The 26,023-nt window shown below is 61.0% G+C and carries 25 protein-coding genes and 4 tRNA genes; 14 read left to right on the forward strand and 15 right to left on the reverse strand.

Features of this window, described 5'->3' with window-relative positions:
* Positions 1-2: 2 nt before the first annotated feature.
* A complete protein-coding gene (locus tag E8E75_RS15440; RefSeq protein WP_280359374.1) occupies positions 3-1,604 on the reverse strand; it encodes an ATP-binding protein in 1,602 nt (533 codons plus the stop codon).
* The gene (locus E8E75_RS15445; RefSeq protein WP_153921621.1) at positions 1,594-1,830 is read right to left on the reverse strand and encodes a PP0621 family protein; all 237 of its coding nucleotides are present in this window, start codon (positions 1,828-1,830) and stop codon (positions 1,594-1,596) included. Before E8E75_RS15445 ends, E8E75_RS15440 begins: the two co-directional genes overlap by 11 nt.
* 172 nt (positions 1,831-2,002) lie before the next feature.
* Here E8E75_RS15445 and E8E75_RS15450 point away from each other — a divergent pair, with 172 nt between their 5' ends.
* Positions 2,003-3,634, forward strand: coding sequence for an NAD+ synthase (locus tag E8E75_RS15450; RefSeq protein ID WP_120652977.1), 1,632 nt, complete (start codon positions 2,003-2,005; stop codon positions 3,632-3,634).
* A 61-nt stretch (positions 3,635-3,695) separates the two neighbouring features.
* On the opposite strand, the gene E8E75_RS15455 is transcribed toward E8E75_RS15450, so the two are convergent.
* The gene (locus E8E75_RS15455) at positions 3,696-4,715 is read right to left on the reverse strand and encodes an outer membrane protein assembly factor BamD (protein WP_153921531.1); all 1,020 of its coding nucleotides are present in this window, start codon (positions 4,713-4,715) and stop codon (positions 3,696-3,698) included.
* A 147-nt stretch (positions 4,716-4,862) separates the two neighbouring features.
* On the opposite strand from E8E75_RS15455, the gene rluD reads away from it, so the two are divergent.
* The 3 genes from rluD (at position 4,863) to clpB (ending at position 9,327) form a co-directional block, all read left to right on the forward strand.
* Positions 4,863-5,837, forward strand: a complete 975-nt coding sequence (rluD, locus tag E8E75_RS15460; protein WP_120652975.1) for a 23S rRNA pseudouridine(1911/1915/1917) synthase RluD — start codon at positions 4,863-4,865, stop codon at positions 5,835-5,837.
* Positions 5,834-6,559 carry a peptidoglycan editing factor PgeF gene (pgeF, locus tag E8E75_RS15465; protein ID WP_153921529.1) on the forward strand — a complete coding sequence of 242 codons (726 nt, stop codon included), beginning with the start codon at positions 5,834-5,836 and terminating at the stop codon, positions 6,557-6,559. The genes rluD and pgeF overlap by 4 nt, the downstream gene beginning before the upstream one ends.
* Before the next feature lie 203 nt (positions 6,560-6,762).
* Positions 6,763-9,327 (forward strand): ATP-dependent chaperone ClpB, encoded by a 2,565-nt coding sequence (gene clpB, locus E8E75_RS15470; protein ID WP_153921526.1) that lies wholly within the window; start codon positions 6,763-6,765, stop codon positions 9,325-9,327.
* 57 nt (positions 9,328-9,384) lie between these two features.
* Here the strand turns inward: clpB and E8E75_RS15475 are convergent, their stop codons facing one another.
* Positions 9,385-9,726, reverse strand: a complete 342-nt coding sequence (locus E8E75_RS15475) for a PilZ domain-containing protein (protein WP_120652972.1) — start codon at positions 9,724-9,726, stop codon at positions 9,385-9,387.
* A gap of 19 nt (positions 9,727-9,745) precedes the next feature.
* Positions 9,746-12,061, reverse strand: coding sequence for a DUF1631 domain-containing protein (locus E8E75_RS15480; RefSeq protein WP_153921524.1), 2,316 nt, complete (start codon positions 12,059-12,061; stop codon positions 9,746-9,748).
* Between the two features lie 205 nt (positions 12,062-12,266).
* Here E8E75_RS15480 and E8E75_RS15485 point away from each other — a divergent pair.
* The 3 genes from E8E75_RS15485 (at position 12,267) to E8E75_RS15495 (ending at position 12,513) form a co-directional block, all read left to right on the forward strand.
* Positions 12,267-12,342: transfer RNA gene (locus tag E8E75_RS15485), tRNA-Asn, on the forward strand.
* Positions 12,343-12,350: 8 nt separating this feature from the next.
* Positions 12,351-12,427: transfer RNA gene (locus E8E75_RS15490), tRNA-Pro, on the forward strand.
* A gap of 10 nt (positions 12,428-12,437) precedes the next feature.
* A tRNA-Lys gene (locus tag E8E75_RS15495) sits at positions 12,438-12,513 on the forward strand.
* A 154-nt stretch (positions 12,514-12,667) separates the two neighbouring features.
* Here E8E75_RS15495 and E8E75_RS15500 read toward each other — a convergent pair.
* From E8E75_RS15500 to E8E75_RS15510, 3 genes are all read right to left on the reverse strand, one after another.
* Positions 12,668-13,966 carry an NAD(P)/FAD-dependent oxidoreductase gene (locus tag E8E75_RS15500; RefSeq protein WP_153921522.1) on the reverse strand — a complete coding sequence of 433 codons (1,299 nt, stop codon included), beginning with the start codon at positions 13,964-13,966 and terminating at the stop codon, positions 12,668-12,670.
* 60 nt (positions 13,967-14,026) lie between these two features.
* The gene (locus E8E75_RS15505; protein WP_120652969.1) at positions 14,027-14,200 is read right to left on the reverse strand and encodes a DUF3094 family protein; all 174 of its coding nucleotides are present in this window, start codon (positions 14,198-14,200) and stop codon (positions 14,027-14,029) included.
* 88 nt (positions 14,201-14,288) lie between these two features.
* Entirely contained in the window at positions 14,289-14,915 is a 627-nt protein-coding gene (locus E8E75_RS15510; RefSeq protein ID WP_120652968.1) for a DUF1780 domain-containing protein, read from the reverse strand.
* Positions 14,916-15,050: 135 nt separating this feature from the next.
* Between E8E75_RS15510 and E8E75_RS15515 the strand changes: the two genes are divergently transcribed.
* From E8E75_RS15515 to E8E75_RS15530, 4 genes are all read left to right on the forward strand, one after another.
* Positions 15,051-15,473: a GNAT family N-acetyltransferase gene (locus tag E8E75_RS15515; RefSeq protein ID WP_120652967.1), complete on the forward strand. Its 423-nt coding sequence runs from the start codon at positions 15,051-15,053 to the stop codon at positions 15,471-15,473.
* A gap of 4 nt (positions 15,474-15,477) precedes the next feature.
* Positions 15,478-15,945, forward strand: coding sequence for an FAD/FMN-containing dehydrogenase (locus E8E75_RS15520; RefSeq protein ID WP_153921520.1), 468 nt, complete (start codon positions 15,478-15,480; stop codon positions 15,943-15,945).
* Positions 15,942-16,631, forward strand: coding sequence for an energy-coupling factor ABC transporter permease (locus tag E8E75_RS15525; protein ID WP_280359378.1), 690 nt, complete (start codon positions 15,942-15,944; stop codon positions 16,629-16,631). Before E8E75_RS15520 ends, E8E75_RS15525 begins: the two co-directional genes overlap by 4 nt.
* 278 nt (positions 16,632-16,909) lie before the next feature.
* A complete protein-coding gene (locus tag E8E75_RS15530; RefSeq protein WP_120652964.1) occupies positions 16,910-17,125 on the forward strand; it encodes a hypothetical protein in 216 nt (71 codons plus the stop codon).
* Between the two features lie 120 nt (positions 17,126-17,245).
* Here E8E75_RS15530 and yacG read toward each other — a convergent pair whose 3' ends face one another.
* The 5 genes from yacG to pilB are packed head-to-tail and all read right to left on the reverse strand — an operon-like array spanning position 17,246 to position 21,853.
* Positions 17,246-17,446 (reverse strand): DNA gyrase inhibitor YacG, encoded by a 201-nt coding sequence (gene yacG / locus E8E75_RS15535; RefSeq protein WP_120652963.1) that lies wholly within the window; start codon positions 17,444-17,446, stop codon positions 17,246-17,248.
* Positions 17,443-18,054 carry a dephospho-CoA kinase gene (gene coaE, locus E8E75_RS15540; protein ID WP_120652962.1) on the reverse strand — a complete coding sequence of 204 codons (612 nt, stop codon included), beginning with the start codon at positions 18,052-18,054 and terminating at the stop codon, positions 17,443-17,445. The genes yacG and coaE overlap by 4 nt, the downstream gene beginning before the upstream one ends.
* Positions 18,051-18,923 (reverse strand): A24 family peptidase, encoded by an 873-nt coding sequence (locus tag E8E75_RS15545; protein ID WP_120652961.1) that lies wholly within the window; start codon positions 18,921-18,923, stop codon positions 18,051-18,053. Before E8E75_RS15545 ends, coaE begins: the two co-directional genes overlap by 4 nt.
* 3 nt (positions 18,924-18,926) lie before the next feature.
* The gene (locus E8E75_RS15550) at positions 18,927-20,144 is read right to left on the reverse strand and encodes a type II secretion system F family protein (RefSeq protein WP_120652960.1); all 1,218 of its coding nucleotides are present in this window, start codon (positions 20,142-20,144) and stop codon (positions 18,927-18,929) included.
* A 2-nt stretch (positions 20,145-20,146) separates the two neighbouring features.
* Entirely contained in the window at positions 20,147-21,853 is a 1,707-nt protein-coding gene (gene pilB, locus E8E75_RS15555) for a type IV-A pilus assembly ATPase PilB (RefSeq protein WP_120652959.1), read from the reverse strand.
* A 261-nt stretch (positions 21,854-22,114) separates the two neighbouring features.
* Here pilB and E8E75_RS15560 point away from each other — a divergent pair, with 261 nt between their 5' ends.
* The 3 genes from E8E75_RS15560 to E8E75_RS15570 all read left to right on the forward strand — a co-directional run bounded on the left by E8E75_RS15560 (position 22,115) and on the right by E8E75_RS15570 (position 24,441).
* Positions 22,115-22,591 (forward strand): pilin, encoded by a 477-nt coding sequence (locus E8E75_RS15560; protein WP_120652958.1) that lies wholly within the window; start codon positions 22,115-22,117, stop codon positions 22,589-22,591.
* A 66-nt stretch (positions 22,592-22,657) separates the two neighbouring features.
* The gene (locus E8E75_RS15565; RefSeq protein ID WP_120652957.1) at positions 22,658-24,331 is read left to right on the forward strand and encodes an O-antigen ligase family protein; all 1,674 of its coding nucleotides are present in this window, start codon (positions 22,658-22,660) and stop codon (positions 24,329-24,331) included.
* Positions 24,332-24,365: 34 nt separating this feature from the next.
* A tRNA-Thr gene (locus E8E75_RS15570) sits at positions 24,366-24,441 on the forward strand.
* A gap of 87 nt (positions 24,442-24,528) precedes the next feature.
* Here the strand turns inward: E8E75_RS15570 and E8E75_RS15575 are convergent.
* Both E8E75_RS15575 and nadC read right to left on the reverse strand, forming a co-directional pair.
* Positions 24,529-24,756, reverse strand: coding sequence for a hypothetical protein (locus tag E8E75_RS15575; protein ID WP_120652956.1), 228 nt, complete (start codon positions 24,754-24,756; stop codon positions 24,529-24,531).
* Positions 24,757-25,137: 381 nt separating this feature from the next.
* Positions 25,138-25,986: a carboxylating nicotinate-nucleotide diphosphorylase gene (nadC, locus tag E8E75_RS15580; RefSeq protein WP_120652954.1), complete on the reverse strand. Its 849-nt coding sequence runs from the start codon at positions 25,984-25,986 to the stop codon at positions 25,138-25,140.
* Between the last annotated feature and the right edge of the window lie 37 nt (positions 25,987-26,023).

Genomic DNA, 26,023 nt, shown 5'->3' on the forward strand with positions numbered 1-26,023 from the left:
GGTCAGCTCAGTTTGCGCGGGTGGGCGAAGGTGATGCGGAAGCAGCTGCCACCGTGTTCGCGCGGTTTGTAGTCGAGGCGGGCCTGGTTGCTCTCGCAGAGTTCACGGGAGATGTACAGGCCGAGTCCGGTGCCCTTGCTTTCAGTGGTGAAGAAGGGCTCGAAGATATTGTGCACCTGCTCGGGCGGGACGCCGTCCCCGTCGTCTTCTACTTCCAGTACAGGCAGGTCGCTTTCGGGGTCGCGGAAGAGTTTGAGCCAGACCTGGCCCCGGGCGTTCTTCTGGGTGCTGTAGCGCAGGCCGTTCTGGACCAGGTTGGTCAGTACCTGGGTTAGCTGGTGCGGGTCCATGCGGGTCTGCAAGGTGCTGCCGAGGGTTGCCAGGTGCAGGGTCTGGTCGGGGCCGCAAGATGTGCGGAACTCGCTGGCGAAACGGGTCAGCCAGTACTTGAGGTCCAGCAGCTGTGGCTCGGACTTGCGGCGGCGGGACAGCTGCAACACGTTCTCGATCACCAGGTTCATGCGCCGCGAATGATCCTGGATGATGTGAGCCAGTCGCCGATCAGGTCCCTGGAGCTCTTCCGACTCCTGCAGGAGCTGGGCTGCATGGCTGATGGCGCCCAGGGGATTGCGGATCTCGTGGGCAATGCCAGCGGTCAGACGGCCGAGGGAGGCAAGCTTCAGCTGCTGGGCCTGCTGGGTGATTTGCGAGATGTCTTCGAGGAAGACCAGAACGTTCTGCTGATTGCCGCGCTGCAGGTTGACGAAGCTGGGTTGCAACATTGGGCCGTTGACGAACGCCTGGAGGCTCTGTGGGCGTAACGTGGGGTTGGCCAACCACTGTTGCAGGCTTTCCAGCAACACCGGGCACTCGGCGTCCAGGGGGCGTCCGGCCAGCGACTCCTTGCCCAGGAAAGACTGCGCGCCATTGTTGGCAAGAAGAATCATGTTCTGCGGGTCGAGCACCAGGATGCCAGTGCGCATGCGCTCGAGAATCTGCGCGTTCAGGGCCTCCAGGTTGGCTACGTCCGCCGCGCGCTGCTCCGCGAGGGTTTCGCTGAGTTGCAGGCGTCGGCTTAGTCCCTGGATGAACAGCGCCGCGGCGAAGCACAGGGCGCCAAAGCCACCGGCCTGGACGAACTGGCTGGCGGCCTGCGGATGGCTGATGCTCAGATAGAAGGTCAGGTAGATCAGCCCTATCGTCGCCACCGCCGCCACCAGCAGGCCAATGCGTCCGCGCAGGAGGATATTGGAGATGGCCACCGAAACCACTATGAGGTTGGCGATACCGCTGGGTGTGCCGCCCGCCGCAAGGAACAGGCAGCACAGCAGCAACACGTCCACCACTGCCAGGCTGAAGACCTGCACCATGCTCCGTGGCCGAGGCACCAGAGCGGCGATCAAGGCATTGAGGATCAGGTAGAACCAGCTGGCATTGCGGAACAGCTCCGGTCGCGTCAGATCCAGGAGGTTGTCGTCCAGCTCGCTGGAGATCAGGAGGACCAGCGCAAGGCCGATCAGCAGTCGATACAGGCTGTACAGGCGGAAGATGCGCCGCCCCTGGGCGCTGAGTACGGCGGGGGCGGGGAGGGTATCAGTGCTCACCAGTACTCTGGTCCTGTTCCAGGTGGGCCCGGCTGCAGTACCAGCGATTGTCCTGGGACAGGGCGTGGCTACGGGGGACGTGCACGCCGCATTGTGCGCAGCGGACCATGGGCTTGTTGTCGTCCTGCTGGCGCGGCTCGGGGCGGGGCTTCGAAGGGGTCTTGAAGCGGCGCCACAGCCAGATGGCGGCGAAGATCACGACTATCCAGAACAGCAGGCGAAACATGCCGAAGGTGCTCTCTTCTTGATGGAAAGCTGGCAGTTTAGCCAAGCCGGTTGTCCGCGCACAGAGACCGGTCGCACGCTGTCGCGACTTGCGTGGTTTTCGCTACAGGCGCTGCGGAGTATGTTGGCGTTGATACGTATTCGGTGTCTTGATCAACGCCCGGGAGGCGGCCATGCGCCAGAGCCTGCGAATCGTGATGGCCCAGCTCAATCTCCGAGTCGGTGATGTCCAGGGCAATGTCGAGCGGATGATCGAGGAAGCGAACGCGGCGCGTGGGGCCTGGGAAGCGGATGTCATCGTCTTCCCCGAGTTGTCCCTGTGCGGATATCCGCCGGAAGACCTTTTGCTGCGCTCCAGCATGCAGCGGCGTATCGAGCAGGGGCTTCGGCAGTTGCGCGACGAGGTTCGTGGCATCTACCTGGTTGTGGGGTATCCCTGGTTGGAAGAAGAGCTGCGCTACAACGCTTGCGCGGTGATTGCCGATGGCCAGCTGCTGGCTAGCTACTACAAGCAATGTCTGCCCAACTACCGAGTGTTTGACGAGAAGCGCTATTTCGAGCCCGGGCAACAGCCTTGCATAGTGGATATCAAGGGTGTGCCGGTGGCGCTGTCGATCTGCGAGGACATCTGGTTCCCCGAGCCCATGGCCCAGGCCCGCACTGCCGGGGCGAAGCTGATGCTCAGCTTGAACGCTTCGCCCTTCCACCTGGACAAGCAACTGGAGCGTGAGGAAGTACTGGCCGAACGGGTTGCCGAGGGCGAGATGCCGGTGATCTACGTGAACCAGGTCGGCGGCCAGGATGAGCTGGTGTTCGACGGTGGAAGCTGTGTCATGGACGCCAGCGGGATGATTTGCCAACGCGCGCCGGCCTTCGTCGAAGGCCTGTATCCGGTGGATCTGCAGCTGCTGGAAGGGCGCTGGCTGCCGCGCCTGACCCACTGCGCCGAGCTGCCCGACGTGGAAGCGAGCGTTTACCAGGCGCTGGTGGTGGGGGTTCGCGACTATGTGCAAAAAAATGGCTTCAAGGGCGTGGTGCTGGGGCTTTCCGGTGGTATCGACTCGGCTCTGACCCTCGCGGTGGCCGTGGATGCCTTGGGCGCCGAACGAGTGGAAGCGGTGATGATGCCCTACCACTACACGTCGCAGATCAGTCTGGAGGATGCCGAGACCGAGGCGCGTCTACTCGGCGTGGCCTATCGCGTACTCCCCATCGCCCCGGCCCTGGATGCTTTCCAGCAGATTCTCGCGCCGGTGTTCGATGGTCATTCGCGCGATGCCAGCGAGGAAAACCTGCAGGCACGCTGTCGCGGCTCGATCCTGATGGCAATTTCCAACAAGAAGGGCAGCCTGGTTCTGACCACTGGCAACAAGAGCGAACTGGCCGTGGGCTACGCGACTTTGTATGGCGACATGGCTGGCGGCTTCGATGTGCTAAAGGATGTGCCCAAGACCTTGGTGTTCCGTCTTGCCGAGTACCGCAATAGTCTTGGGCCGGTGATTCCGCCGCGGGTGATCGAAAGGCCGCCGTCTGCGGAACTGGCACCTGGGCAGCAGGATGAGGATTCGCTACCGCCCTACCCAGTGCTGGACGAGATTCTCAAGCTCTACATTGAGCACGACCTGTCAGCCAACGCCATCATTGCCGAGGGATTCGACGAGGATACGGTGAATCGGGTGCTGGGTATGGTGGATCGTAACGAGCACAAGCGGCGCCAGGCAGCGATCGGCATCCGGGTGACCCAGCGGGGATTCGGCAGGGATCGGCGTTATCCGGTTACTTCCGGATGGCGGCTGGGAGACTGATGCAGACTAAAACGAAGAAGGGAGGCCATTGGCCTCCCTTCTTTATTGCATATGGCGTTGCTCAATCGAACAAGCCGAAAGTCATGTAGCTGAACCAGGAACGGTCGTTCTGGTTGGCTTCGGACTCGTGCTCTTCTTCCTGCACTTCATCCTGATTCTCCGGCAGCAGTTCTGCCGGAATTTCTTCCTTGGCGTTTTCGTACTGCTTGATCACGTCCTGGGCAGCGCGGGTTTCGCCCGGGGGCAGCGGCGCGTCGCTCTCGATCAGGCCCAAGGTAGCCTTGGCCAGCCAGGAGCGGTTGTCGGCTTCTTCTTCGCGAGCCACGAACTGCCCGTCTACCAGTTGCGGGTGCTCCGGGTAGTTCAGTTTCAGGGTTTCCAGGCTGGAAGCAGCCAGGTCGTTCAGGCCCAGGCGTTGGTAAGACTCAACCATCACAGCCAGACCGTCGCCGACAGCGGGGGTTTCCTGGAAGTTTTCCACTACGTAGCGGCCGCGGTTGGCAGCGGCGACATAGGCCTGACGGGTCAGGTAGTAGTCGGCAACGTGGATTTCGTAGGCGGCCAGCAGGTTGCGCAGGTAGATCATGCGCTGCTTGGCATCCGGGGCATAACGGCTGTTCGGGTAGCGGCTGGTGAGTTGCGCGAACTCGTTGTAGGAGTCGCGGGCGGCACCCGGGTCACGCTTGGTCATGTCCAGCGGGAGGAAGCGCGCCAGCAGGCCGCGGTCTTGCTCGAAGGACGCCAGACCTTTCAGGTAGTAGGCGTAGTCGGCGTTCGGATGTTGCGGGTGCAGGCGGATGAAACGCTCCGCAGCGGACTTGGCGGCCTCCGGCTCGACGTTCTTGTAATAGGCGTAGATCAGCTCGAGCTGGGCCTGTTCGGCATAGCGGCCGAACGGATAGCGGGATTCGAGGGCCTTGAGCTTGGCGATGGCGGGGGTGTAGCTGCTGTTGTCCAGATCGGCCTGGGCCTGCTGATACAGCTCGGCTTCGCTCAGGTTCTCGTCCACCACTTCTTTGTTGGAGGAACAGGCGGCGGTGAGGGCGAGAGTGGCGATCAGCAGCAGGTGTTTCACTTGCATGGCGGCTTGCGTCCCTGTGACGGCTGGCTGTCTTGGCTGGAGCCGTCCTGTTATGATGGGCGCCCCGGAACCCCCGGGACAAAGACGCAGTATTTAACCACAAGCGCGCAACTGAAACCAAAGGCTGCGCCCCCTCCGTTCCCGAGCATGCCTTCCAATACCAAGCACGTCATTCAACTCAGCGCCGAAGTGCCTTCCGAACTGGGCGGGCAACGTCTCGACCAGATCGCTGCGCAACTCTTTTCCGAGCACTCCCGCTCCCGCCTTTCCGGCTGGATCAAGGACGGGCTCCTCACCGTTGACGGCAGCGTGCTGCGTCCGCGCGACATCGTGCACGGCGGCGCTCTGCTGGAGCTGAATGCCGAGCAGGAGTCGCAGGGCGAGTGGATAGCCCAGGACATCGAGCTGGATATCGTCTTCGAGGACGATCACCTGCTGGTGCTGGACAAGCCCGCCGGACTGGTGGTGCATCCAGCTGCTGGGCATGCCGATGGCACACTGCTCAACGCCCTGCTGCACCATGTGCCGGGGCTCGAGAACGTGCCGCGTGCCGGTATCGTCCATCGCCTGGACAAGGACACCACCGGTCTGATGGTGGTCGCCAAGACCCTCGAGGCTCATACCAGCCTGGTCGCACAGCTGCAGGCGCGTAGCGTGAGTCGCGTGTACGAGGCTGTAGTGGTCGGGGTGATCACGTCCGGTGGCAAGGTAGATGCGCCTATCGGCCGTCATGGCCAGCAGCGTCAGCGCATGGCCGTCGTCGCCGGGGGCAAGCCCGCCGTCAGCCATTACCGGGTGCTGGAGCGCTTCCGTTCCCATACGCACACACGCGTGAAGCTGGAAACCGGCCGTACCCACCAGATTCGTGTGCACATGGCTTATGTGAACTTCCCGCTGGTGGGTGATCCGGTCTACGGCGGTCGCTTCCGCATTCCTCCGGCCGCGAGTCCGACGCTGGTCCAGACCCTCAAGGAGTTTCCGCGCCAGGCTCTGCATGCGCGGTTCCTCGAACTGGACCACCCTGTGAGCGGCGTGCGCATGAAGTGGGAGTCCCCGTTGCCTGACGACTTCGTCTGGCTGCTGAGCCTCCTGCGCCAGGATCGCGAGTCCTTCGAGCAATGAACACCTGGCTGACGCCTGACTGGCCCGCCTCGGCGCGGGTGAACGCGTGCGTCACCACTCGCGAGGGCGGATTCAGCCAGTCGCCGTATGAAGGCCTGAACCTCGGCAGCCATGTCGGCGATGATCCGCAGGCCGTGGAACAGAACCGTCTTCTATTGATGTCCAGCCTGGGCTGCCGTCCTGCATGGCTTAGCCAGGTGCATGGCGTTCAGGTTTCCAGGGCCGACCCGGCCCGAGTGGACGAAGCGGATGCCAGTTGGACCGACGAGCCGGGCGTTGCCAGCGCTGTTTTGACCGCAGACTGCCTGCCCGCGCTGTTTTGCGATCGCGCCGGTACCAGGGTTGCCGCTGCCCATGCCGGCTGGCGTGGACTGGCCAACGGTGTGCTGGAGGCCACCCTGGATGCGCTGGCCTTGCCGCCTGAAGAGGTGCTGGTCTGGCTAGGCCCGGCCATTGGCCCCGCTGCATTCGAAGTCGGCCCCGAAGTGCGTGAAGCTTTCGTGGCTAACCATCAGGAGGCTGGACAGGCCTTCCGGCCCAGTGCCAATGCTGGCAAGTTCATGGCCGATATCTACCAACTTGCGCGCATTCGCTTGGCCGCGCGGGGCGTGCATGCCGTTTATGGCGGAGGCTTTTGCACCGTCAGTGATCCCCGCTTCTATTCCTATCGTCGCGCCTCTCGCACCGGCCGTTTCGCCAGCCTGGTCTGGCTGACCGACTGACAGATTTCGCGCCCTGGCCGGAGCGAATCGAATTACGGGCGATTTCCCTCCAGTCTGGAAGCCCGCCGCAACGTCTCTTGATTCCGGTCAATCGCACAAAGGTTGAATCACACAGAATCGTCCCTATCTAAGCTTCATCCCGGCGGGTTTTCGTATCTGGCGCCTTCATCGTGCCGCCCGCTATCTGAAGGAAGGACGAACCCATGCGAATTGACCGTTTGACCAGCAAGCTGCAACTGGCGCTTTCTGATGCGCAGTCCCTGGCGGTTGGCCACGACCACCCCGCTATAGAACCCGTACACCTGGTACTGGCCCTGCTCGATCAGCAGGGCGGTTCCATCAGGCCTCTGCTGATGCAGGTGGGCTTCGACGTGGCGGCCCTGCGCCAGGGCCTGACCCGTGAGCTTGACCATCTGCCGAAGATCCAGAACCCCACTGGCGATGTGAACCTGTCCCAGGACCTGGCGCGCCTGCTCAACCAGGCCGATCGGCTGTCCCAGCAAAAGGGCGACCAGTTCATCTCCAGTGAGCTGGTGCTGCTCGCTTCCATGGACGAGAACACCCGTCTCGGCAAGCTCCTGCTCGGCCAGAGCGTGACCCGCAAGGCGCTGGAGAATGCCATCGCCAACCTGCGTGGTGGCCAGGCCGTGAATGATCCCAATGTCGAGGAGTCCCGCCAGGCGCTGGACAAGTTCACCGTCGATCTGACCAAGCGCGCCGAAGAAGGCAAGCTGGACCCGGTTATAGGTCGTGATGACGAAATCCGCCGCACTATCCAGGTCCTGCAGCGCCGCACCAAGAACAACCCCGTGCTGATTGGCGAGCCCGGCGTCGGCAAAACGGCCATCGCCGAAGGCCTGGCCCAGCGCATCGTTAATGGCGAGGTGCCGGATGGACTCAAGGACAAGCGCCTGCTGGCCCTGGACATGGGGTCGCTGATCGCCGGCGCCAAGTTCCGCGGCGAGTTCGAGGAGCGCCTGAAGGGCGTACTCAACGAGCTCTCCAAGCAGGAAGGTCGGGTCATTCTCTTCATCGACGAACTGCACACCATGGTTGGTGCCGGCAAGGCTGAGGGCGCCATGGATGCAGGCAACATGCTCAAGCCGGCTCTTGCCAGAGGCGAGCTGCATTGCGTTGGCGCGACCACCCTGGACGAGTACCGCCAGTACATCGAGAAGGATGCGGCGCTGGAACGTCGTTTCCAGAAAGTACTGGTGGACGAGCCGAGCGAGGAGGACACCATCGCCATCCTGCGGGGCCTGAAGGAGCGCTATGAGGTGCACCACGGTGTGACCATCACCGATGGCGCCATCATCGCCGCCGCCAAGCTGTCGCACCGCTATATCACTGACCGCCAATTGCCGGACAAGGCCATCGACCTGATCGACGAAGCCGCCAGCCGCATCCGCATGGAAATCGACTCCAAGCCGGAAGCCCTTGATCGGCTCGATCGCCGCCTGATCCAGCTGAAAATCGAGCGCGAGGCCCTGAAGAAGGAAGAGGACGAAGCCACCAGGAAGCGTCTGGCCAAGCTGGAAGAGGACATCCAGAAGCTCGAGCGCGAATACGCCGATCTGGAGGAAATCTGGAAGTCCGAGAAGGCCGAGGTGCAAGGTTCGGCGCAGATCCAGCAGAAGATCGAGCAGGCTCGCCAGGATATGGACGCCGCGCGGCGCAAGGGCGATCTGCAGCGCATGGCTGAGTTGCAGTACGGCGTGATCCCGGACCTGGAACGCAGCCTGCAAATGGTTGATCAGCACGGTAAGACCGAGAACCAGCTGCTGCGCAACAAGGTCACTGACGAAGAAATCGCCGAGGTCGTCTCCAAATGGACCGGTATCCCGGTTGCCAAGATGATGGAGGGCGAGCGCGAGAAGCTGCTGCATATGGAAGAAGGGCTGCACAAGCGCGTCATCGGCCAGCACGAGGCGGTCGTCGCCGTGGCCAACGCCGTGCGCCGCTCCCGCGCCGGCCTGGCCGATCCGAATCGCCCCAGCGGTTCCTTCCTGTTCCTGGGGCCGACCGGGGTGGGCAAGACCGAACTGTGCAAGGCCCTCGCTGAGTTCCTCTTCGATACCGAAGAGGCGATGGTGCGCATCGATATGTCCGAGTTCATGGAGAAACATTCCGTGGCTCGCCTGATCGGTGCGCCGCCGGGCTATGTCGGCTACGAGGAAGGCGGCTACCTGACCGAAGCCGTTCGCCGCAAACCGTACTCTGTCGTGCTGATGGACGAAGTGGAAAAGGCTCACCCAGACGTGTTCAACGTGTTGCTCCAGGTGCTGGAGGATGGCCGTCTGACTGACAGTCACGGTCGCACCGTGGATTTCCGCAATACGGTGGTGGTGATGACCTCCAACCTGGGCTCCTCGCAGATTCAGGAGCTGGTGGGGGATCGGGAAGCTCAGCGTGCGGCGGTGATGGACGCGGTGAGTGCGCACTTCCGTCCCGAGTTCATCAACCGTATCGACGAAGTGGTGGTGTTTGAGCCCCTGGGCCGTGACCAGATCGGTGGTATCGCCGAGATCCAGCTGCAGCGACTGCGCAAACGCCTGGCCGAGCGCGAGCTGAGCCTGGAGCTGAGTCCAGAGTCCTTGGACAAGCTGATTGCCGTGGGTTACGACCCGGTCTACGGCGCCCGCCCGCTGAAGCGGGCAATCCAGCGCTGGATCGAGAACCCGCTGGCCCAGCAGATCCTTGCCGGCCAGTTCGCGCCTGGCAGCAGCATCTCCGCCAAGGTGGAAGGCGACGAGATCGTTTTCAGCTAATCTCCGGCGACACAAAAAAGCCCCGCTATGCGGGGCTTTTTTGTGGTTCTTGTGTAGTCAGGGCGTGCGAATGGACTGCAGCAGGTCTTCAAGAACGGTTGCCTGGTCTTCTGCCAGGTCGATGATATGGAAGCCTGCCCAGCAGTTGTGCTGATCTTCGCCCTTGCGCGTCCACAGGCAATCGGCGCCCAGTCGGATTTCCTCCAGGCCTTCCACCCAAGTCAGTGGGACGAGCCTGCACTCCCACACCGAGTCGGCGACCAGTGGCAGCTCGCTCAGCAGCATGAAGCCATCCATCGACAAGTCGACGATGCGTCCCAGGCGCTGTCCCGAATGCAGATCGAATACTTCCAGCTGTAGCTCTGTGGCATGACGACTGTGCTGGCGACGTTCTTCCATGGCGAACTCCTACGGCGGGCTAGGTGGTGCGGCCGGTAAAGCGCTGCAGTACCCGGTAGATAGCGCCCAGGGCGCGGTCCACCAGTGGGGCGCTGCGTTCCGGCGGAACCAGGCGGGCCAGCCCTTGCTCCATGTCCATGGCCAGCTGGGTAATGGGCACGATCGCCACTCGCTGGCCGCTGTGGTCGACGAACATATAGTTGCGCGTGGTAGGGCTGTACCAGGACAGCTTGAGAGCTCGGGTGTCGGGGCCGTCGATGAATTCGAACCAGGTACCGAACTCCAGGCGCGAGAGTTCCCGGATCAAGTTTTGGGCACGATTGGATAGGCTGACAGGGCTCGGTGTGTTGGCCAGCTCCGAGTCCTCGCCGAGCATCTCGCCCAGCTTGCTTTCCGGCAGCGGGCTGTCGATACGTGCAGCCACCTGCGGCTGCTGCGACTGAACGGCATGCTGGCAAGCGACGAGATCCTGAAGTAGGCGGCGAATACCGTCTTCGTGATAGCCACCCAGCAATTCCAGGCCTTTGCGTAGGTCTTCCAGCATTGGAACACGCAGTTGTTGAAGGCGGGCACGGCCGTTGGCGTCCAGCGGGGTTCCGCTCCACGCCAACTGCTCGGCGACCTCCACCGAGCGCTGCCACTCGTTGCTGCGGTCGCCATGGCGGAGCAGGACGAAGACCAGTACGTCGGTCCAGGTGAGTTCGAGGAAGTGCTGGATGATGCCGGGCAGTTCGCGACCGGCCAGGAACCGGCCCACTGTGTCGACTGCATGCTGACGGGCACCGAGCAGCTTGTCGCGGCCCTTGGCGGCTTCCACGGCGCGCTGTTCGCGCAGTTCCACCTTATGCCTCAATGTGCCGACGTACTCGTTGAACTCATCCAGCAGGCTGTCGAACAGCAGCAGGTCTCCGCTGAAGCCATGCACGACACGCTCGACGACCCAGTGCATCTTCGCCAGCAGCCCGCGTTCCTCACCTTCACCGGCGTAGAGCACACCGGCTTGTGCCATGCAGTTGAGTAGTCGGCGGGCCGGGTGGTGATGCTGGGTGAAGAGTGCCTTGTCCTGCAGGGCGACCTTTAAATAGGGCGTGTGCAGGTGGGAGAGGGCGGTCTTGTAGACATCGGCCAGGTTGTCGTCGTCGAGGATGAAATCGAAGAGCATGCCCACCAGGTCGATCACGTCCGCTTCGTAATCGGACAGTTTCTGTTGTCCGGGCAGGTTGCTGTGGCTTTCCAGTTGTTGTTGCAGGTCGGCTTTCAGACCTTCAACGCGCTGCGGCTGGCGTAGCTTGCTGGCAAGGTCCTGGGCGGACTGTTGTTGCAGGCGGTTCAGAGCTTCGAGCAGTTCCGCCGCGCTATAGGTGCGGGTTGCGCCTCGCGGGGCAAAGCTCGAGATGCTCGGGGTTCCGCCGGGGAGCGGGGCGTCGCTGTGGTGCATGCGGCGCTCGCCCAGCAGGGCGGCCAGTCCGCTGAACAACTGGCCGGGGTCGCTGGGTGGTGCGCCGGTCAGGTCCAGTGGGCCGCTTGCCTGGGGAGCGGGCGGCGATTGAGTTGGCGGTTGCGCCGCTTGGTCCTCGGGTGGTGTCTTACCCGCTGCCGATGAGGGCGGATGGGGCACACTGGTGGAGCGCTGCACGCTGTACTTGAGGTTGGGCAGCACGCCGGCCTGGATCAAACGTTGGTTGAGGGCCTCATAGACGCTGTCCAGGCCGTGCATTACATGCTGGTCGAAAAGCATGTAGAGAATGGTCTTTATTCGCAGCGGGAAGGGGCAAGGTTCCAGTGCTTCACGGAAGGCCAATGCCACAGCTTGCGGACCGAACGGGTTCTCATCGTCACCCAGCTTGCGCCCGCCGTTGAGCACAGCCAGACGCTGGTCCAGAGCGAACAGGGACTGCGCACAGCGCGCCTTGACCCGGCTGACCATATTGGTGACGAGCAGGCTTTCTTCGTATTCGTCGTTTCCCATCAACTGAAGATGGTCGGCATCCAGCTCACTGGCCTTCAGCTCGGGTTTGAGTTTTCCGCTGAGAAAGTCTTCGAAGGTCTTGGCAATGCGTTGGTGGTAAGCGCGCTCTATCTGTGGGCGCTGCTTGCGGATATCCCGCATGCTGTCGAAGAACAGGGTCTGGACCTGATTGTTCTCGGCCTTCTCGGCGCACTCGAAGAGGGTATCGTCGACCTGGCCGAAAACGCCGGTCAGACGTTCCGCCAGCCGGTTCATCACCAGCTTGCGGCAGCTTTGTACCAATTCACCGAAGCGCGGCTGTATGCCGCGGCTGGCCAGGGTCGTCACGGGGCCGGAAGGGGGTGGGGGGCGATCCTGATTGCTCATAGCTGTCCTGTAGGGAGACAGGCCGCGACCACGACCTGTAACGATCTCTCCACGGCTCAGGTATAGCACTCGGGCGGCTATCTGCAAATCATTGTAGGAATTCGTTTTTTTAGGGGTTGACAGGCTGTTCGCTATCCGTAAAATGGCGCGCCTCTGAAGCGCTAAACCAAAGCGGTGAAGCGAAGAAGAGTTGGAAGACCGAAGTTCCGCGATAGCTCAGTCGGTAGAGCAAATGACTGTTAATCATTGGGTCCCTGGTTCGAGTCCAGGTCGCGGAGCCAACTTCCTACGGGGTATAGCGCAGTCCGGTAGCGCGCCTGCTTTGGGAGCAGGATGTCGGGAGTTCGAATCTCTCTACCCCGACCACCTCACATTTGGGTCGTTAGCTCAGTCGGTAGAGCAGTTGGCTTTTAACCAATTGGTCGTAGGTTCGAATCCTACACGACCCACCATACAAGACCTCTCGGGAGGTCCGAAGAAGCGGTAAGGCGAAAGCCTTACCGCTTTTTTGTTTGCATCGATTCTTTGCGTCGCTGCTGGGCTGGATCGCGATGAGTTAGGCAAGGCGGACTCCGGTACTCGAAATCCCACCTTGCCTTGAGTGCGTCAGTGAAGCTTCAGGCGCGGGTCCGTGCTGCGGCCGATGCGATCGCTCAGCATCAGCAGGCCAGTGCGGAAGGCGCCATAAAGTGCCATCTGGTGCATGCGGTAGAGCGAGATGTAGAACATCCGTGCCAGCCAGCCTTCCAGCTTCACGCTACCCATCAGATTGCCCATCAGGTTGCCGACGGCACTGAAGCTCGAGAGCGAAATCAGCGAACCGTAGTCCTTGTACTGATAGTCGTGCAGTGGCTGGCCTTGCAGGCGTGACTTGAACGACTTCACCAGAAGCGACGCCTGCTGGTGCGCCGCTTGCGCGCGAGGCGGCACGTTGCGTTCAGTGCCGTCCCCCATAGGACAGGCCGCGCAGTCGCCGAAGGCGAAAATATCGTCATCTCGGGTCGTTTGCAGGGTCGGGCGCACAACGAGCTGGTTGATACGGTTGCTCTCCAGCCCATCCAGGTCCTTGAGGAACGCCGGGGCGCGAATGCCGGCGGCCCAGACTTTGAGGCTGGCGGGAATCGTTTCACCTTGTGCCGTCAATAGGCCCTCGGCTGTCACTTCCTTCACTGCCGCACCGGTCATCACGGTGACTCCCAGCTTCTCCAGGGTGCAATGCACCGGCGCGCTGATGCGCTCCGGCAGTGCGGGAAGAACGCGCGGGCCGGCTTCGATCAGGGTAATGCGCATGTTTTCCGGCTGAATGCGATCCAGGCCGTAGGCGGCCAGTTCATGGGCCGCGTGATGCAGCTCAGCGGCCAGTTCGACGCCAGTGGCACCGGCTCCGACGATGGCGACACTGATCTGATCGTGGGCGTTCTGCTGGGCGTGGGCGCGCAGGTAGTGGCTGAGCAGCTTCCGGTGGAAGCGTTCGGCTTGTTCGCGGGTGTCGAGGAAAATGCAGTGCTGCGCCGCGCCTTCGGTTCCGAAGTCGTTCGTGGTACTGCCGACGGCAAGGACGAGGCTGTCATAGGCCAGCTCGCGGGCCGGCACCAACTCGCGCCCGTCCTCGTCATGGGTCGCGGCCAGTTGGATGACCTTGCGCTTGCGGTCCAGCCCGCTCATGCGGCCGAGCTGGAACTCGAAGTGGTTCCACTTGGCCTGGGCGACATAGTTCAGCTCGTTCTCGGTGGAGTTCAGCGAGCCGGCCGCCACTTCATGAAGCAGGGGTTTCCAGATATGGGTGAGGTTGGCATCGGCCAGGACGATCTTGGCCAGGCCATTCTTGCCGAGGGTTCTACCCAGACGGGTAGCGAGCTCCAGGCCGCCGGCGCCGCCGCCGACGATCACGATACGATGGGACATGGGAAGGTCTCGCAAGGCTATAGGAATTCTTTGTCGCCGAGGGCGAGCGCAGGAGGCAGCTCATAGCACCAGTCGGCTCAGGAGGCGGCTGAGGAGGCCCAGCACGACGACGATGGCCAGTACGATCCACAGCAGACGCCATGGGCGGAACGGTTGGCGTTCCACCTGGTGCTGGGGAAGGTTCAGGTACTGGTCGACCTTTTGCTGGTCTTCGGGCGTCAGGCGGCTGGGCATGGGGGCCTCGACTTTGTAGTGGTGGGCATTCTAGCCGGCGAATTCACAGGCGCTCAACGCGCGGCGGGGGAAATTTGCACGAAGCCGGTCAAAGTCCGACTCCTACGTCGAAAAGAATGGTTCGGCCGAGGTTGCTGCGCAGGAAGTCCGGTGCGTCGCCATGGGCGAAGAGCACCCGGGCGAAATTCGACCCCACCAGCGACAGCGAGCGCCAGCCTTGGCGCAAGTATTCGGTGGGAGGTGGAAACGGGCTGTTGAAGTCGGGTGTGGCGCGCTTGAGGTTGACGAAGGCCAGCAGGTCGAGCTCGCCCAGGTCGAGGCCCCGCTCATTATAATTGCGGGCCTTCTTGCGCAGGGTTGGCGCCAGGCGTGCCTGGAGCTCGGCGGCGGCGATGCGCTTTGGGCGACTTTCCCGGCGCACCAGTTGTGCCAGGGAAAAGGCGCTGCGCCGCCGTTCCAGTTCGGCGCGCCATTCCTCGTTGAGGCGGCGCCCTTCGTCCAATACGAAGAACACCTCGAAGTTGGCTTCGCGGAACTGCACGTCCGGCGGTTCCTGACTGGTAGTGAACTCGTCGAGTCGATAGGGCAGGTTGAGCGCCTGCAGGAGCCGCTGGCAGACCCAGCGCTCGCGTTCCCACTTGCGCGCATTCGACAGAAAGTCGTTGGCTTGCTCGGCCTGCCGCGTCAGCAGGCGCAGGTAGTCGGACTCGTTCATGATCCGCAGCTTAGCCTTCCAGTCGGGCCCCTGGGTACCCCCTGACGCGCCAGCGGAGAGGCTATCGCGACAAATGCGCACAGCTTGACCGGCGCCGGTGCGGTGTAAACTTCCAGCAATTGCCTGGAGTTCACCATGCACATTCGTCCCGTCACTGCCGCCGACCACGCCTCCCTGCTCGAGCTCTGGCGTCGCACGCCCGGAGTTCGCGTACGCGCAGAAGATGAGCTGGAACCGTTCTGCACCTACTTGCAGCGCAACCCAGCCCTCTCCCTGCTGCTCGAAGATGACCACGGACATCTGGTTGGAAGCCTGCTCGTAGGGCATGACGGTCGCCGCGGTTACCTGCAGCACCTGGTGGTAGACCGGCCATTTCGGGGCAAGGGTTGGGCGCGCGCCTTGTTGCAGGAAGCATTACGTCGGCTGACTGCACTGGGTATCCGCAAGTCCCATGTGTTCGTGCTGGAAGATGCGCCTGAGGCGCTGGCGTTCTGGCAGATGCAACGGGGCTGGTCGGAGCGCGAAGACATTCGGGTCTACTCGACCACTGGAGATTGAATCGATGCGGATCTACGTTGGCCTGTTGCTTTGCCTGCTCACCACTTTCAGTCAAGCGCTGGAAGTCGGGGAGCGACTCGCCCCATGGACACTTCTGGACCAGTTCGATCAGCCCTATAGCCTTGACGACGGGCTGAAGGTGCTGCTGGTGGCGCGTGGCATGGACGGCGGTAAGCTGGTGAAGTCAGCACTGGACGGTAAGCCCAAGGGGTATCTGGAAGCGCGTCATGCGGTGTTCGTGGCAGACATCAGTCGTATGCCATCGCTTGTTTCCTCGCTCTTTGCGGTGCCCGCCATGCAGGAGTACAACTATCGCGTCCTGTTGGATCGCGAGTCCCGCGTTGCCAGCCGTTATCCGGGCGACGAGTCGCACGTGCTCTGGCTGCAGCTGGACCACGGTACGCTGACGGAGCGCAAGGCGTTCAGTGACGCTGCGGTACTTCGCGCCGCGCTGGAGTCGCTGGTGCCGTGATTGCCGCAGAACTTCTCTCCCCCGAAACCCTGACGCTTGGCTGGACGATCTACCTCCCAGTGATTGCCTGGGCGATCTGGCGAGCGCCTTGGCTCGAACTGTTCAGTGACTCCCGCCGTCAGCACCTGGTGTTCGGCACTGTGATGGTGCTCTTCCTGCTCTGGCTGATGCGACGGGATTTCGAGTCGGGCTTGTCTTATCACTTCATCGGACTAACCGCGGTTACCCTGTTGCTGGATTGGCCTTTGGCAGTGCTGGGTGGATTGGTCGCACAACTCGGCCTGTTGGCGTTGGGCAAGCAGGATCTGGCAGCCGTGGGCATCAACGGCGCCCTGCTGGTGCTGCTGCCGGTCCTGGTTACCGAGCTTTGCGCCAAGTGGGTTGAGCACTACCAGCCACGCAATCTGTTCGTATACATCTTCTGCTGTGGATTCTTTCCGGCAGCCCTGGCAGCACTGTTTTGCGTGCTGATCGGGCTGGGGTTGTTGTGGATGGATGGCGTATTCCCGATGCCGCCCTGGCTGGAAGACTTCATTGGCTACCTCTGGCTGGTGATGTTCCCTGAAGCCTTTATCAACGGCACGGCCGTGACTGCCCTGGTGGTGTTCTGCCCGGATTGGCTGGAGACCTTCAACCGCACCCGTTACCTCCAGGCACCTTGGAAGGATGACGACACGCCGCGTTGATCTCCCAGGATTCGCTCGCCTTATTCCCGGCTGACACCTGATTTGCGTCAAGGAACTCATGCCGCTCGGTTTCGTAGCGTGGATGGTGCTTTTCCATCGGCTATGTCCGCAGGACGTGTTGTAGGCAGCTGCATTGCCCGTAGGAGCTGGCTTGCCAGCGAATGGCGGCGTTTCGCTGGCAAGCCAGCTCCTACAAGGCTCTTGGCCCGATGGTCAATCTCTCGCAACAGCTAACGCAGACGTAGCGTTTCCATCCACCAACATAAGGGGCAGACGACATGGGGATTCACGACTGGGCAAGAACCGCCCTGGAACAGAGCCTGGAGGCAGCCAAACGCGAGGGCTTCAGCGACGAGTTGGCACTACGCGCCCTGCTGAGTGCAGTCGTCGAGCGCAGTGCAATGCTGCGCCCGGCAGATGATCTGGCTCAGGAGCTGACCTTCCTGGCCGACAACCTCGACCCGGAGCGGGACTACAGCTTCATGCGGCCTTGAGTGGGCTTGGCGCCCGCGTTGCGTAGGTTGGCGCAGCGCGTAGCGAAGCCCAACGAGCGAGTTCTTGGTCTGCAATCGATGGGTTTCGCTTCGCTCAACGCCATCCTACGCACTGCCGCTTCAGTGCTCCCGCGGCGGCAGGTCGCCGGAGAAGAGCTCGTCTTCTGTATTGTCGCCGGGAATCGCATGTTCTTCGGCGGCCCAGGCCCCTAGGTCGATCAGCTTGCAGCGTTCGGAACAGAAAGGACGGGACGGGCTTTGCGGGCCCCATTCCACCGGGGCGCCGCAAGTGGGGCACTCCACAGTGACGGGTTGACTCATGGCTGGCCTCCTCGCAGGGTCAGGTAGAAGTTGTGCAAGCGCTCCACTTCGGCACGCAGCCAATCCAGGCCGCGGTCGTTGAGCAGCACGTCGTGGGCATGCTTGAGGCGATGCTCGCGACTGGCCTGCACTTTCAATATGGCTTGGACCTGCTCTTCGGGCACTTTGTCCCGTTGCATGGTGCGCTGAACCTGCATGGCTTCCGGCGCGTCCACCAGCAGCACGCGCTGGGTGAGGCGATGCTGGCCGGATTCAATGAGCAGTGGCGAGACCAGAATGGCGTAGGGGGATTCGGCGCGCGCCAGGTACTGGCTAATTTCCTGACCAATCAGTGGATGCAGCAGCGTTTCCAGCCAGCGGCGTTCGTCCGCGTTCTCGAAAATGCGTTGCCGCAATGCAGCGCGGTCCAGTTGGCCATCCGCTTGCAGCACATCGCTACCGAAATGCTCGGCGATCTTCGCCAGGGCAGGGCGGCCGGGCTCGACTACCCAGCGTGCAGCATGGTCGGCATCCACCAGGTGCACACCAAGCTCGCTGAAGTGGGCAGCGACAGCGCTCTTGCCACTTCCGATACCGCCCGTGAGGCCAAGAATCCAGGGTTTGTTCATTTGAAACCGGCGAATTGCAGATAGGTCGCCGTTATTTGATCACCCCAGAGCAATGCAATCCAGCCGGCAATCGCCAGGTACGGACCGAAGGGGATGGGGGTTGCCGTGTCCTGGTTGCGCAGACGCAGCATGATCACACCCAGCACCGCACCCACGAGGGATGACAGCAGGATAGTCAGCGGTAGCACCTGCCAGCCACCCCAGGCGCCGAGCATCGCCAGCAACTTGAAGTCGCCGTGGCCCATACCTTCCTTGCCAGTCACCAGCTTGAACACCCAGTAAACCGACCACAGGCTCATGTAGCCGGCAACCGCTCCCCAGAGCGCGTCTTCCAGGCTGGCGAACAGGCCCTGGCTGTTGAGGATGAGGCCAAGCCAGAGCAGAGGCAGGACCAGCACGTCCGGCAGCAACTGGTGGTCGACGTCGATCATGCTCATCGCCAGCAGGCCCCAGGTCAGCACCAGGAAAGTTCCGGTCTGCCAGCTGAATCCGAAATGCCATGCCACATAGGCAGATAGCGCGCCGCAAAACAGCTCAACCAAGGGATAGCGCTTGCTGATGGGGGCCTTGCAGGACGAGCACTTGCCGCCCAGCGCCAGGTAGCTCACCACCGGGATGTTCTCCCAGGCGCGAATCTCATGGCTGCAATGGGGGCAGCGGGAGTTCGGCAGGATCAGGTTGAACACCGGTCCCTTGGGTTCCGCCGGCAGGCTCAATGCTTCACGGGCCTGCTCCTGCCAATCGCTAACCATCATCTTCGGCAGGCGGTGAATCACCACATTGAGGAAGCTGCCCACCAGCAGGCCAAGCAGCAGCGCGCAGAAAACAAAGGCCAGCGCGTGGCTGGCCAGAAAGTCGATCAATTGCATGGTTTAGACGACGTTGCCGAGCTGGAAGATGGGGAGGTACATCGCAATGATCAAACCGCCGACCAGCACGCCGAGCACGGCCATGATCATGGGCTCCATGAGAGCGGTAAGGCCATCGACGGCGTTGTCCACTTCGGCTTCATAGAAGCTGGCGACCTTGTCGAGCATGTCATCCAGTGCGCCGGATTCTTCGCCGATGGCGGTCATTTGCACGGCCATGGCGGGGAAGACTCCCGTGGTGCGCATGGAGAAGTTCAGCTGCATACCGGTGGACACGTCCTGCTTGACCTTGAGTACGGCGTTCTTGAAAACGACGTTACCGCTGGCGCCTGCTACTGAATCCAATGCGTCCACAAGAGGAACGCCAGCGGCGAAGGTGGTGGCCAGCGTGCGGGCAAAGCGAGCTACTGCAGACTTGTAGAGGATATCGCCGACGATCGGGAGCTTGAGCACGGTGTGATCAACCCAGTCGCGGAATTTTTCAGACTTCTTGTGGGTCTGTTGAATTAGAAAGCCAGCCGCGAAGAAGCCAAGCAACACAATGAACCACCATTCCTGAAGGAGTTCGGAAAGGTTAATGACCATTAGGGTGAAGGCCGGAAGCTCAGCACCAAAATTCGCGAACACCGACTGGAACTGAGGCACCACCTTGATCAGCAGAATCGCGGAAACAATGATCGCGACCACGACCACCGCAATCGGATAGTTCATCGCCTTCTTGATCTTGGCCTTCAGGGCCTCGGTCTTTTCCTTGTAGGTGGCAATCCGGTCAAGCAGCGTTTCCAGGGCACCTGCCTGTTCGCCTGAGTCCACCAGGTTGCAATACAACTCGTCGAAGTATTCCGGTTTCTTGCGCAGGGAGTTGGCCAGGCTGTTGCCCGAGGAAACCTCCTGCTTGACCTCGTTCACCAGCGTACGCATCGCCGGCTTCTCGAAGCCCTCGCCAATGATGTCGAAGGACTGCATCAGGGGCACGCCGGCCTTCATCATGGTGGCTAGCTGGCGGGTGAACAGGGCGATGTCCAAGGGCTTGATCTTCTTCCCTGCGCTCAGCAGAGAAGTGGATTTCTTGCGTACCTTGGTGGGGTTGATGCCCTGTTTGCGCAGTTGCGCCTTCACCAGCGCCGGGTTCTGGCCACTAAGTTCGCCCCTGACCTTGCTGCCTTTCTTGTCCGTACCTTCCCAGGCGAAGGTACTTGTTTTCAGCGCTTTTTCCGCCATGGTTAATCCTTGGTCACGCGGTTGACTTCCTCAAGGCTGGTAATGCCGTTCATGGCTTTAACCAGGCCTGAGGTTCGCAGGTCATTGAAGCCATCTCGGCGCGCCTGCTGGGCGATCTGGATGGAGTTGCCTTCTTCCATAATAAGCTGCTGCATGGCCGGCGTGATTTTAACCACTTCATAAATACCCACACGGCCCTTGTAGCCCTGGTTGCAGTTCTCGCAGCCGACCGGGCCATACAGCTTGAAGCTGCCGATCCTGGCCTCCGGAAAGCCTTCCTTGACCAGCACCTCACGCGGCACGTCCACTTCCTTCTTGCAATGGCTACACAATTTGCGTGCCAGGCGCTGGGCGATGATCAGGTTGACCGAGGTGGCGATGTTAAAGGCCGGCACGCCCATATTGCGCAGGCGGGTCAAGGTTTCCGCCGCACTGTTGGTGTGCAGGGTAGACAACACCATGTGACCAGTCTGGGCGGCCTTGATGGCGATCTCGGCGGTTTCCAGGTCACGAACTTCACCCACCATGATCACGTCCGGGTCCTGACGCAGGAAGGCGCGCAGGGCCTGGGCAAAGTCCATGCCCTGCTTCGGGTTGACATTGACCTGGTTGATGCCTTCCAGGTTGATCTCCACCGGGTCTTCGGCGGTGGAGATGTTGATGTCCACGGTATTGAGGATATTGATGCCGGTGTAGAGCGATACCGTCTTGCCCGAACCGGTGGGGCCGGTGACCAGGATCATCCCCTGGGGCTGCTTCAGGGCGGCCAGGTACAGCTCCTTTTGCTCCTCTTCGTACCCCAGGGCGTCGATACCCATCTGTGCGCTGGTGGGGTCGAGAATCCGCATCACGATCTTCTCGCCCCACAGCGTCGGTAGGGTGTTGACGCGGAAGTCGATGGATTTCGACTTGGAAATCTTCATCTTGATCCGACCGTCCTGGGGCTTGCGGCGCTCGGAAATATCCAGCGCGGCCATTACCTTCAGGCGCGCGGCAATGCGGCTGGCCAGCTGGATCGGCGGCTTGGCCACTTCATGCAACATGCCGTCGGTACGGAAGCGCACCCGGTAGGAGCGCTCATAGGGCTCGAAGTGCAGGTCCGAGGAGCCGCCGCGGATCGCATCCAGCAGCATCTTGTTGACGAAGCGCACCACCGGCGCGTCGTCGGCGTCCACGCCACCGGGGCTGTCCTTTTTGTCGTCTTCGACTGCCTCGACATCCACGCCATCCAGGTCGACGTCACCGAGGTCCTCCATGCCGCTGTTGGCGGAGTCGAAGAACTTCTCGATGGCATCGCCCAGCTTGTCATCCTCAACCAAGATGGCCTCGGTATTGAGGCCGGTACTGAACTGGATGTCGGTCACGGCTTGGTGATTGGTGGGGTCGGAAATTCCCACGAATAGCTTGTTGCCACGGCGCCAGAGTGGCAGGGCGCGGTGCTGGCGCACCAGCTTTTCGCTCACTAGGTCTTTCGGCTGGGATTCCTTGTCGACGCTGGAAAGGTCGAGAAACGCCACGCCAAACTGCTCAGCCGCCATTTCCGCCAGATCCCGACTCTTCAGCAGCTTGTTCTGTACCAGGTAGGTGATAAGCGGAATCTTGTTGCGCTGCGCCTGCGTATGGGCCTGCAGCGCACTCCGTTCATCTAGCAGATTGGTGATGACCAGTTGCTTGGCCAGGCCGGAAAGTGTAGGGGCGGAGTCGGTCATGGGGCGGTGCCAAAGAAGAATGTTCACAGCCTTATAACGTAGATGGTCTATAGCGCCAAATCTGCAGCTGTTGGGTGACAAATTTGGTCGGTATGTGGCCGGCTATGGCGTTTATACGTGCTTGTTGAGGTGATAGCCGTCTCACGGATGGGGTATGTGGTCGCCTATTGAAGGACGCGCTTCAGGGCATTTAAAGAAGTTGGCACGGCCCCTGCTTGAGTCTGCGTAGGCAAACGGCCTACAACATTTGAGGATGACTAGATGAAAGCCCAGAAAGGTTTTACGTTGATCGAGCTGATGATTGTGGTAGCGATTATCGGCATTCTCGCTGCAGTCGCCCTGCCGGCCTATCAGGACTACACCAAGCGAGCCAAAATGTCGGAGGTTGTTCTGGCGGCTTCCGCATGCCGTACCACCGTGACTGAAGTTGTGCAGTCTTCTAGTACTTCACTGCCTGCCGCTGATGCGTGGGGCTGTGAGTCCGCTTCCCAGACCTCCCGCTACGTCAAGGCAGTTTCTACTACTGCTGCAGGTGTGATTAGCGTGCAGGCAACTGGCTTCAACGATACTGCTATTGATGACAAGTACATCACCTTGACTCCTTACACTGATGGTGCTGCTACCGCTGCTCTGACTGCCAGCGATGCCGGTAAGACTGTTGCTGCGTGGAAGTGCGGGCCTGCTAGCTCCAACGGCGTACCGGCTAAGTTCCTGCCAGGCTCCTGCCGCGGCAACTAACTAGTTAATTTGTATAAGGGGGGATGCATTGCATCCCCCCTTTTTGTTTGTGATTCGGGAGGGGGGATGGAAAGGGTTCCTATAGTTCCGGTGCTGGCCAGCGGCATCATGTTGGTATTGTCTTGGGTGCTACCTAATCACTATTATCCATGGGTCGCGTTCTACAGCGACTATCTGGCATTTCTGGCATTGGGAACTCTGGGTGTGTGCTTCGTTTTCCACCGAAGGCTGTCACTCTCGGCGTGTTCGATATTGCTGCTATTGCTCGCGCTGGTTCCTTGGGGGCAGTGGCTAGCAGGTCAAGTGGTCTTTTTGGGGGATGCGTCGATCTCCAGCCTTTATCTCGCGGGGCTGGCATATGCTGTAATTCTTGGGAGAATGGCATTCACATCTTGGGGGCGGGATTCTTTCGAGATATTGTCATGGGTCTTTTTGGTCGGAGCAATACTGTCCTGTTGGGTTGTTCTGGTCCAATGGCTGAGACTTGATGGAGGAATCTGGGTCGTCGACATGCGTCTTGACGGGCGCCCATACGCGAATCTAGCTCAGCCTAACAACCTGGCAACTCTGCTCCTCATGGCCGTTGCGTCACTCTTGTATCTGAGGGAAAAGCGGCGATTGCAGTGGTGGTCGGCAAGCATGATTGCCTTGACCCTCATATTTTGTCTGGTTCTGACGCAGTCCCGAACGCCTTGGTTGGGAGTCTTGTGTCTCTTCGGTTGGCATTTCTACTGTTATAGAGCATTTGGTTTGAGGCTTTCGCCTATCAGGTTATTGCCTTGGATCGCTGTATATGCGCTGTTGGTGTTGGCGCTCCCTGTCATCGCGGATGCCATGCACTTGACAGCCTACAGTGTTGCTGAACGCGCTCAGGCGCTTCATCGTTTGGCGCTATGGAAGCAGATGTTGGTCGCCGTCTATCACGGCGGTTGGTGGGGATATGGGTGGAACCAAGTCAGCACAGCGCAAGTCGCTGTCTCGTTGATCGAACCGGTCTCCATTATGACAGAACATGCACACAATATTGTGTTGGACATGCTGATCTGGAATGGCCCCTTGTTAGGTTTGGCAGCTGTTGCTCTTATCTCTTTCCATTTCTTGCGGCTAGCCAGTAGATCAGATAGTTCGGAAGGCTTTTATGCGTGGCTAGTAATTGGGCTGGTTTTTTTACACGGAATGTTGGAGCTTCCGCTTGAGTATGCATATTTCCTGATCCCCGTTGGCTTTTTGATTGGCTTGATTGAGGCGGAGCAGGGGGCTCCAGATTTGGTGTCTCTACCCCGTTTCCTGGGGGGGGGCATCTGGATGGTCGGTGTGCTGGTATTGGGACTGGTCTGGGTGGAGTACAGGAAACTGGAAGATGATTATCGGTTGATGCGTTTTGAGACCGCTCGAATCGGTGACCACAGGGCCGGGCAATCTGCGCCTGATGTATGGCTTTTGAGCAATTTGAGGGAGTTTGTGCGATTCGCAAGAACTGAGGCTCGTCCAGATATGCCTGTCGGCGAACTTGAATGGATGAGGCGAGTGGCGCATCGGTACCCTTATCCGCCCAGTCTGTTTCGGTACTCCTTGGCTCTTGGCCTAAATGGCCATTCGCAGGCTGCAAGGTTGGAAATGATGCGCCTGCAAGCGCTACATGGCGACGAAACGTATGCCGAGGCCCAGCGAGGATTGGTCATTCTTTCCAAGCGTTATCCGCAATTGGCAGGAATGCTCTCGGCTGAGTCGACCGATTGAAATTCGACTAGTTGGTTGCTAACTTACGCCCCGCGCCGGTGTAGCTCAGTCGGTAGAGCAGCTCATTCGTAATGAGAAGGTCGGGGGTTCGATTCCTCTTACCGGCACCATGATCCAAGCAAAAAGCCCCGCAGGTTCTGCGGGGCTTTTTGTTTTTCGGGGTTCGGCTTGCTTCGTGGCGGCGGGGCGCTCGCTTCTCAGTCTTTTCTGTCCACCTTTTCCGCAACGTTGTACAGGTCCATGGCCGAGCACTTCATCAGGTCCGAGATGGTCTTGACGGCGTGGTGCAGGCCTTTCAGGTCGTTGTCGCTCAGGTGGTGTTCGAGGCCGTCGCAGCCCAGCAAGTCGGCGATGGTGTTGAGGGCGTAGCTGGCCGTCAGGAGGCGGTCGCCCTGGAGGTCGGCAATGCGGGCGACGTTGTTCATAGCCCACCTCCGGCGCTTCTCAGGTCCGGGGTAATGCTGGCTGCCTGGGGGGCCTGCATTCCTTGCAGGTATGCGGTTGTGCATGGTCAAAGCTCCTTCTGCTTGGGAGCTGCCACGAATCGTCGCCAAACGAATGGGTGGCAGCTGTGCGCAGGTTGGCGAACCGGTGCAAAAGGAACCTGGCAGACCTTTCGGTCTCCCGCGCACAGCCGCCGTGACGCGACGTTGCCGGCACAAAAAAGCGCCGGCAATCGGATGGTCAGCGCTTGTGCGCCTTTTGCGTTTCGGGTCGCCAAACCCGGTCCTGGAATTTGCCAGGACGGCCGCACCACAGCTTTGCCCGGGGCGCATGGCAACACCCGGGGCTCGGCGAGGTGGGATTTAGAGGCTTAGCCGCATCGACAGGTCGATGGCCTTGATGTCTTTGGTCAGCGTGCCGATGGAGATGTAGTCGACGCCCGTTTCGGCAATGGTGCGCAGGGTGGTTTCGTTGACGCCGCCAGAGGCTTCGAGCTTGGCGCGGCCGGCGGTGAGGGTGACGGCGGTGCGCATGTCGTCGAGGCTGAGTTCGTCGAGCATGATGATGTCGGCACCAGCATCCAATGCCTGCTGGAGTTCTTCCAGGCTTTCCACTTCGACTTCCACGGGCTTGCCGGGGGCGATGCGGTGGGCTGCTTCGATGGCCTGGGCGATGCCGCCGGAGGCTGCGATGTGGTTTTCCTTGATGAGGAAGGCGTCGTACAGGCCGATGCGGTGGTTGTGGCCGCCGCCGCAGGTCACGGCGTACTTCTGCGCCAGGCGCAGGCCGGGCAGTGTCTTGCGGGTGTCGAGGAGCTTCACCTGGGTGTCTTTCACCAGCTCCACATAGTGGCCAACGCGGGTGGCGACAGCTGACAGGCACTGGAGGAAGTTGAGGGCGCTGCGCTCGCCGCTGAGCAGGGCGCGGGCCGGGCCTTCCAGATGGAAGAGCGCCTGGTTGGCTTCGGCGCGTTGGCCGTCCTGCACCCGCCATTCGACTTTCACGCGCGGGTCGATCTGGCGGAACACTTCGTCTACCCAGGCGGTGCCGCTGATGATGGCGGTTTCGCGGGTGATTACGGTGGCGCGGGCCTGGCGCTCCTCAGGGATGAGCTGGGCGGTAATGTCGCCGCTGCCGATGTCTTCCTTGAGGGCCGTGCGTACGTTGGCCTCGATTTCAGCGGTGAGGTCAGCGAGTAGAAGGTTGGGCATGGTGGGCTCCGCAGGCAGGATGGCGGCGATTATAAAG

The organism is Pseudomonas sp. BN606, assembly GCF_029873115.1.
In the GTDB taxonomy this organism is placed as follows: Bacteria; Pseudomonadota; Gammaproteobacteria; order Pseudomonadales; family Pseudomonadaceae; genus Metapseudomonas.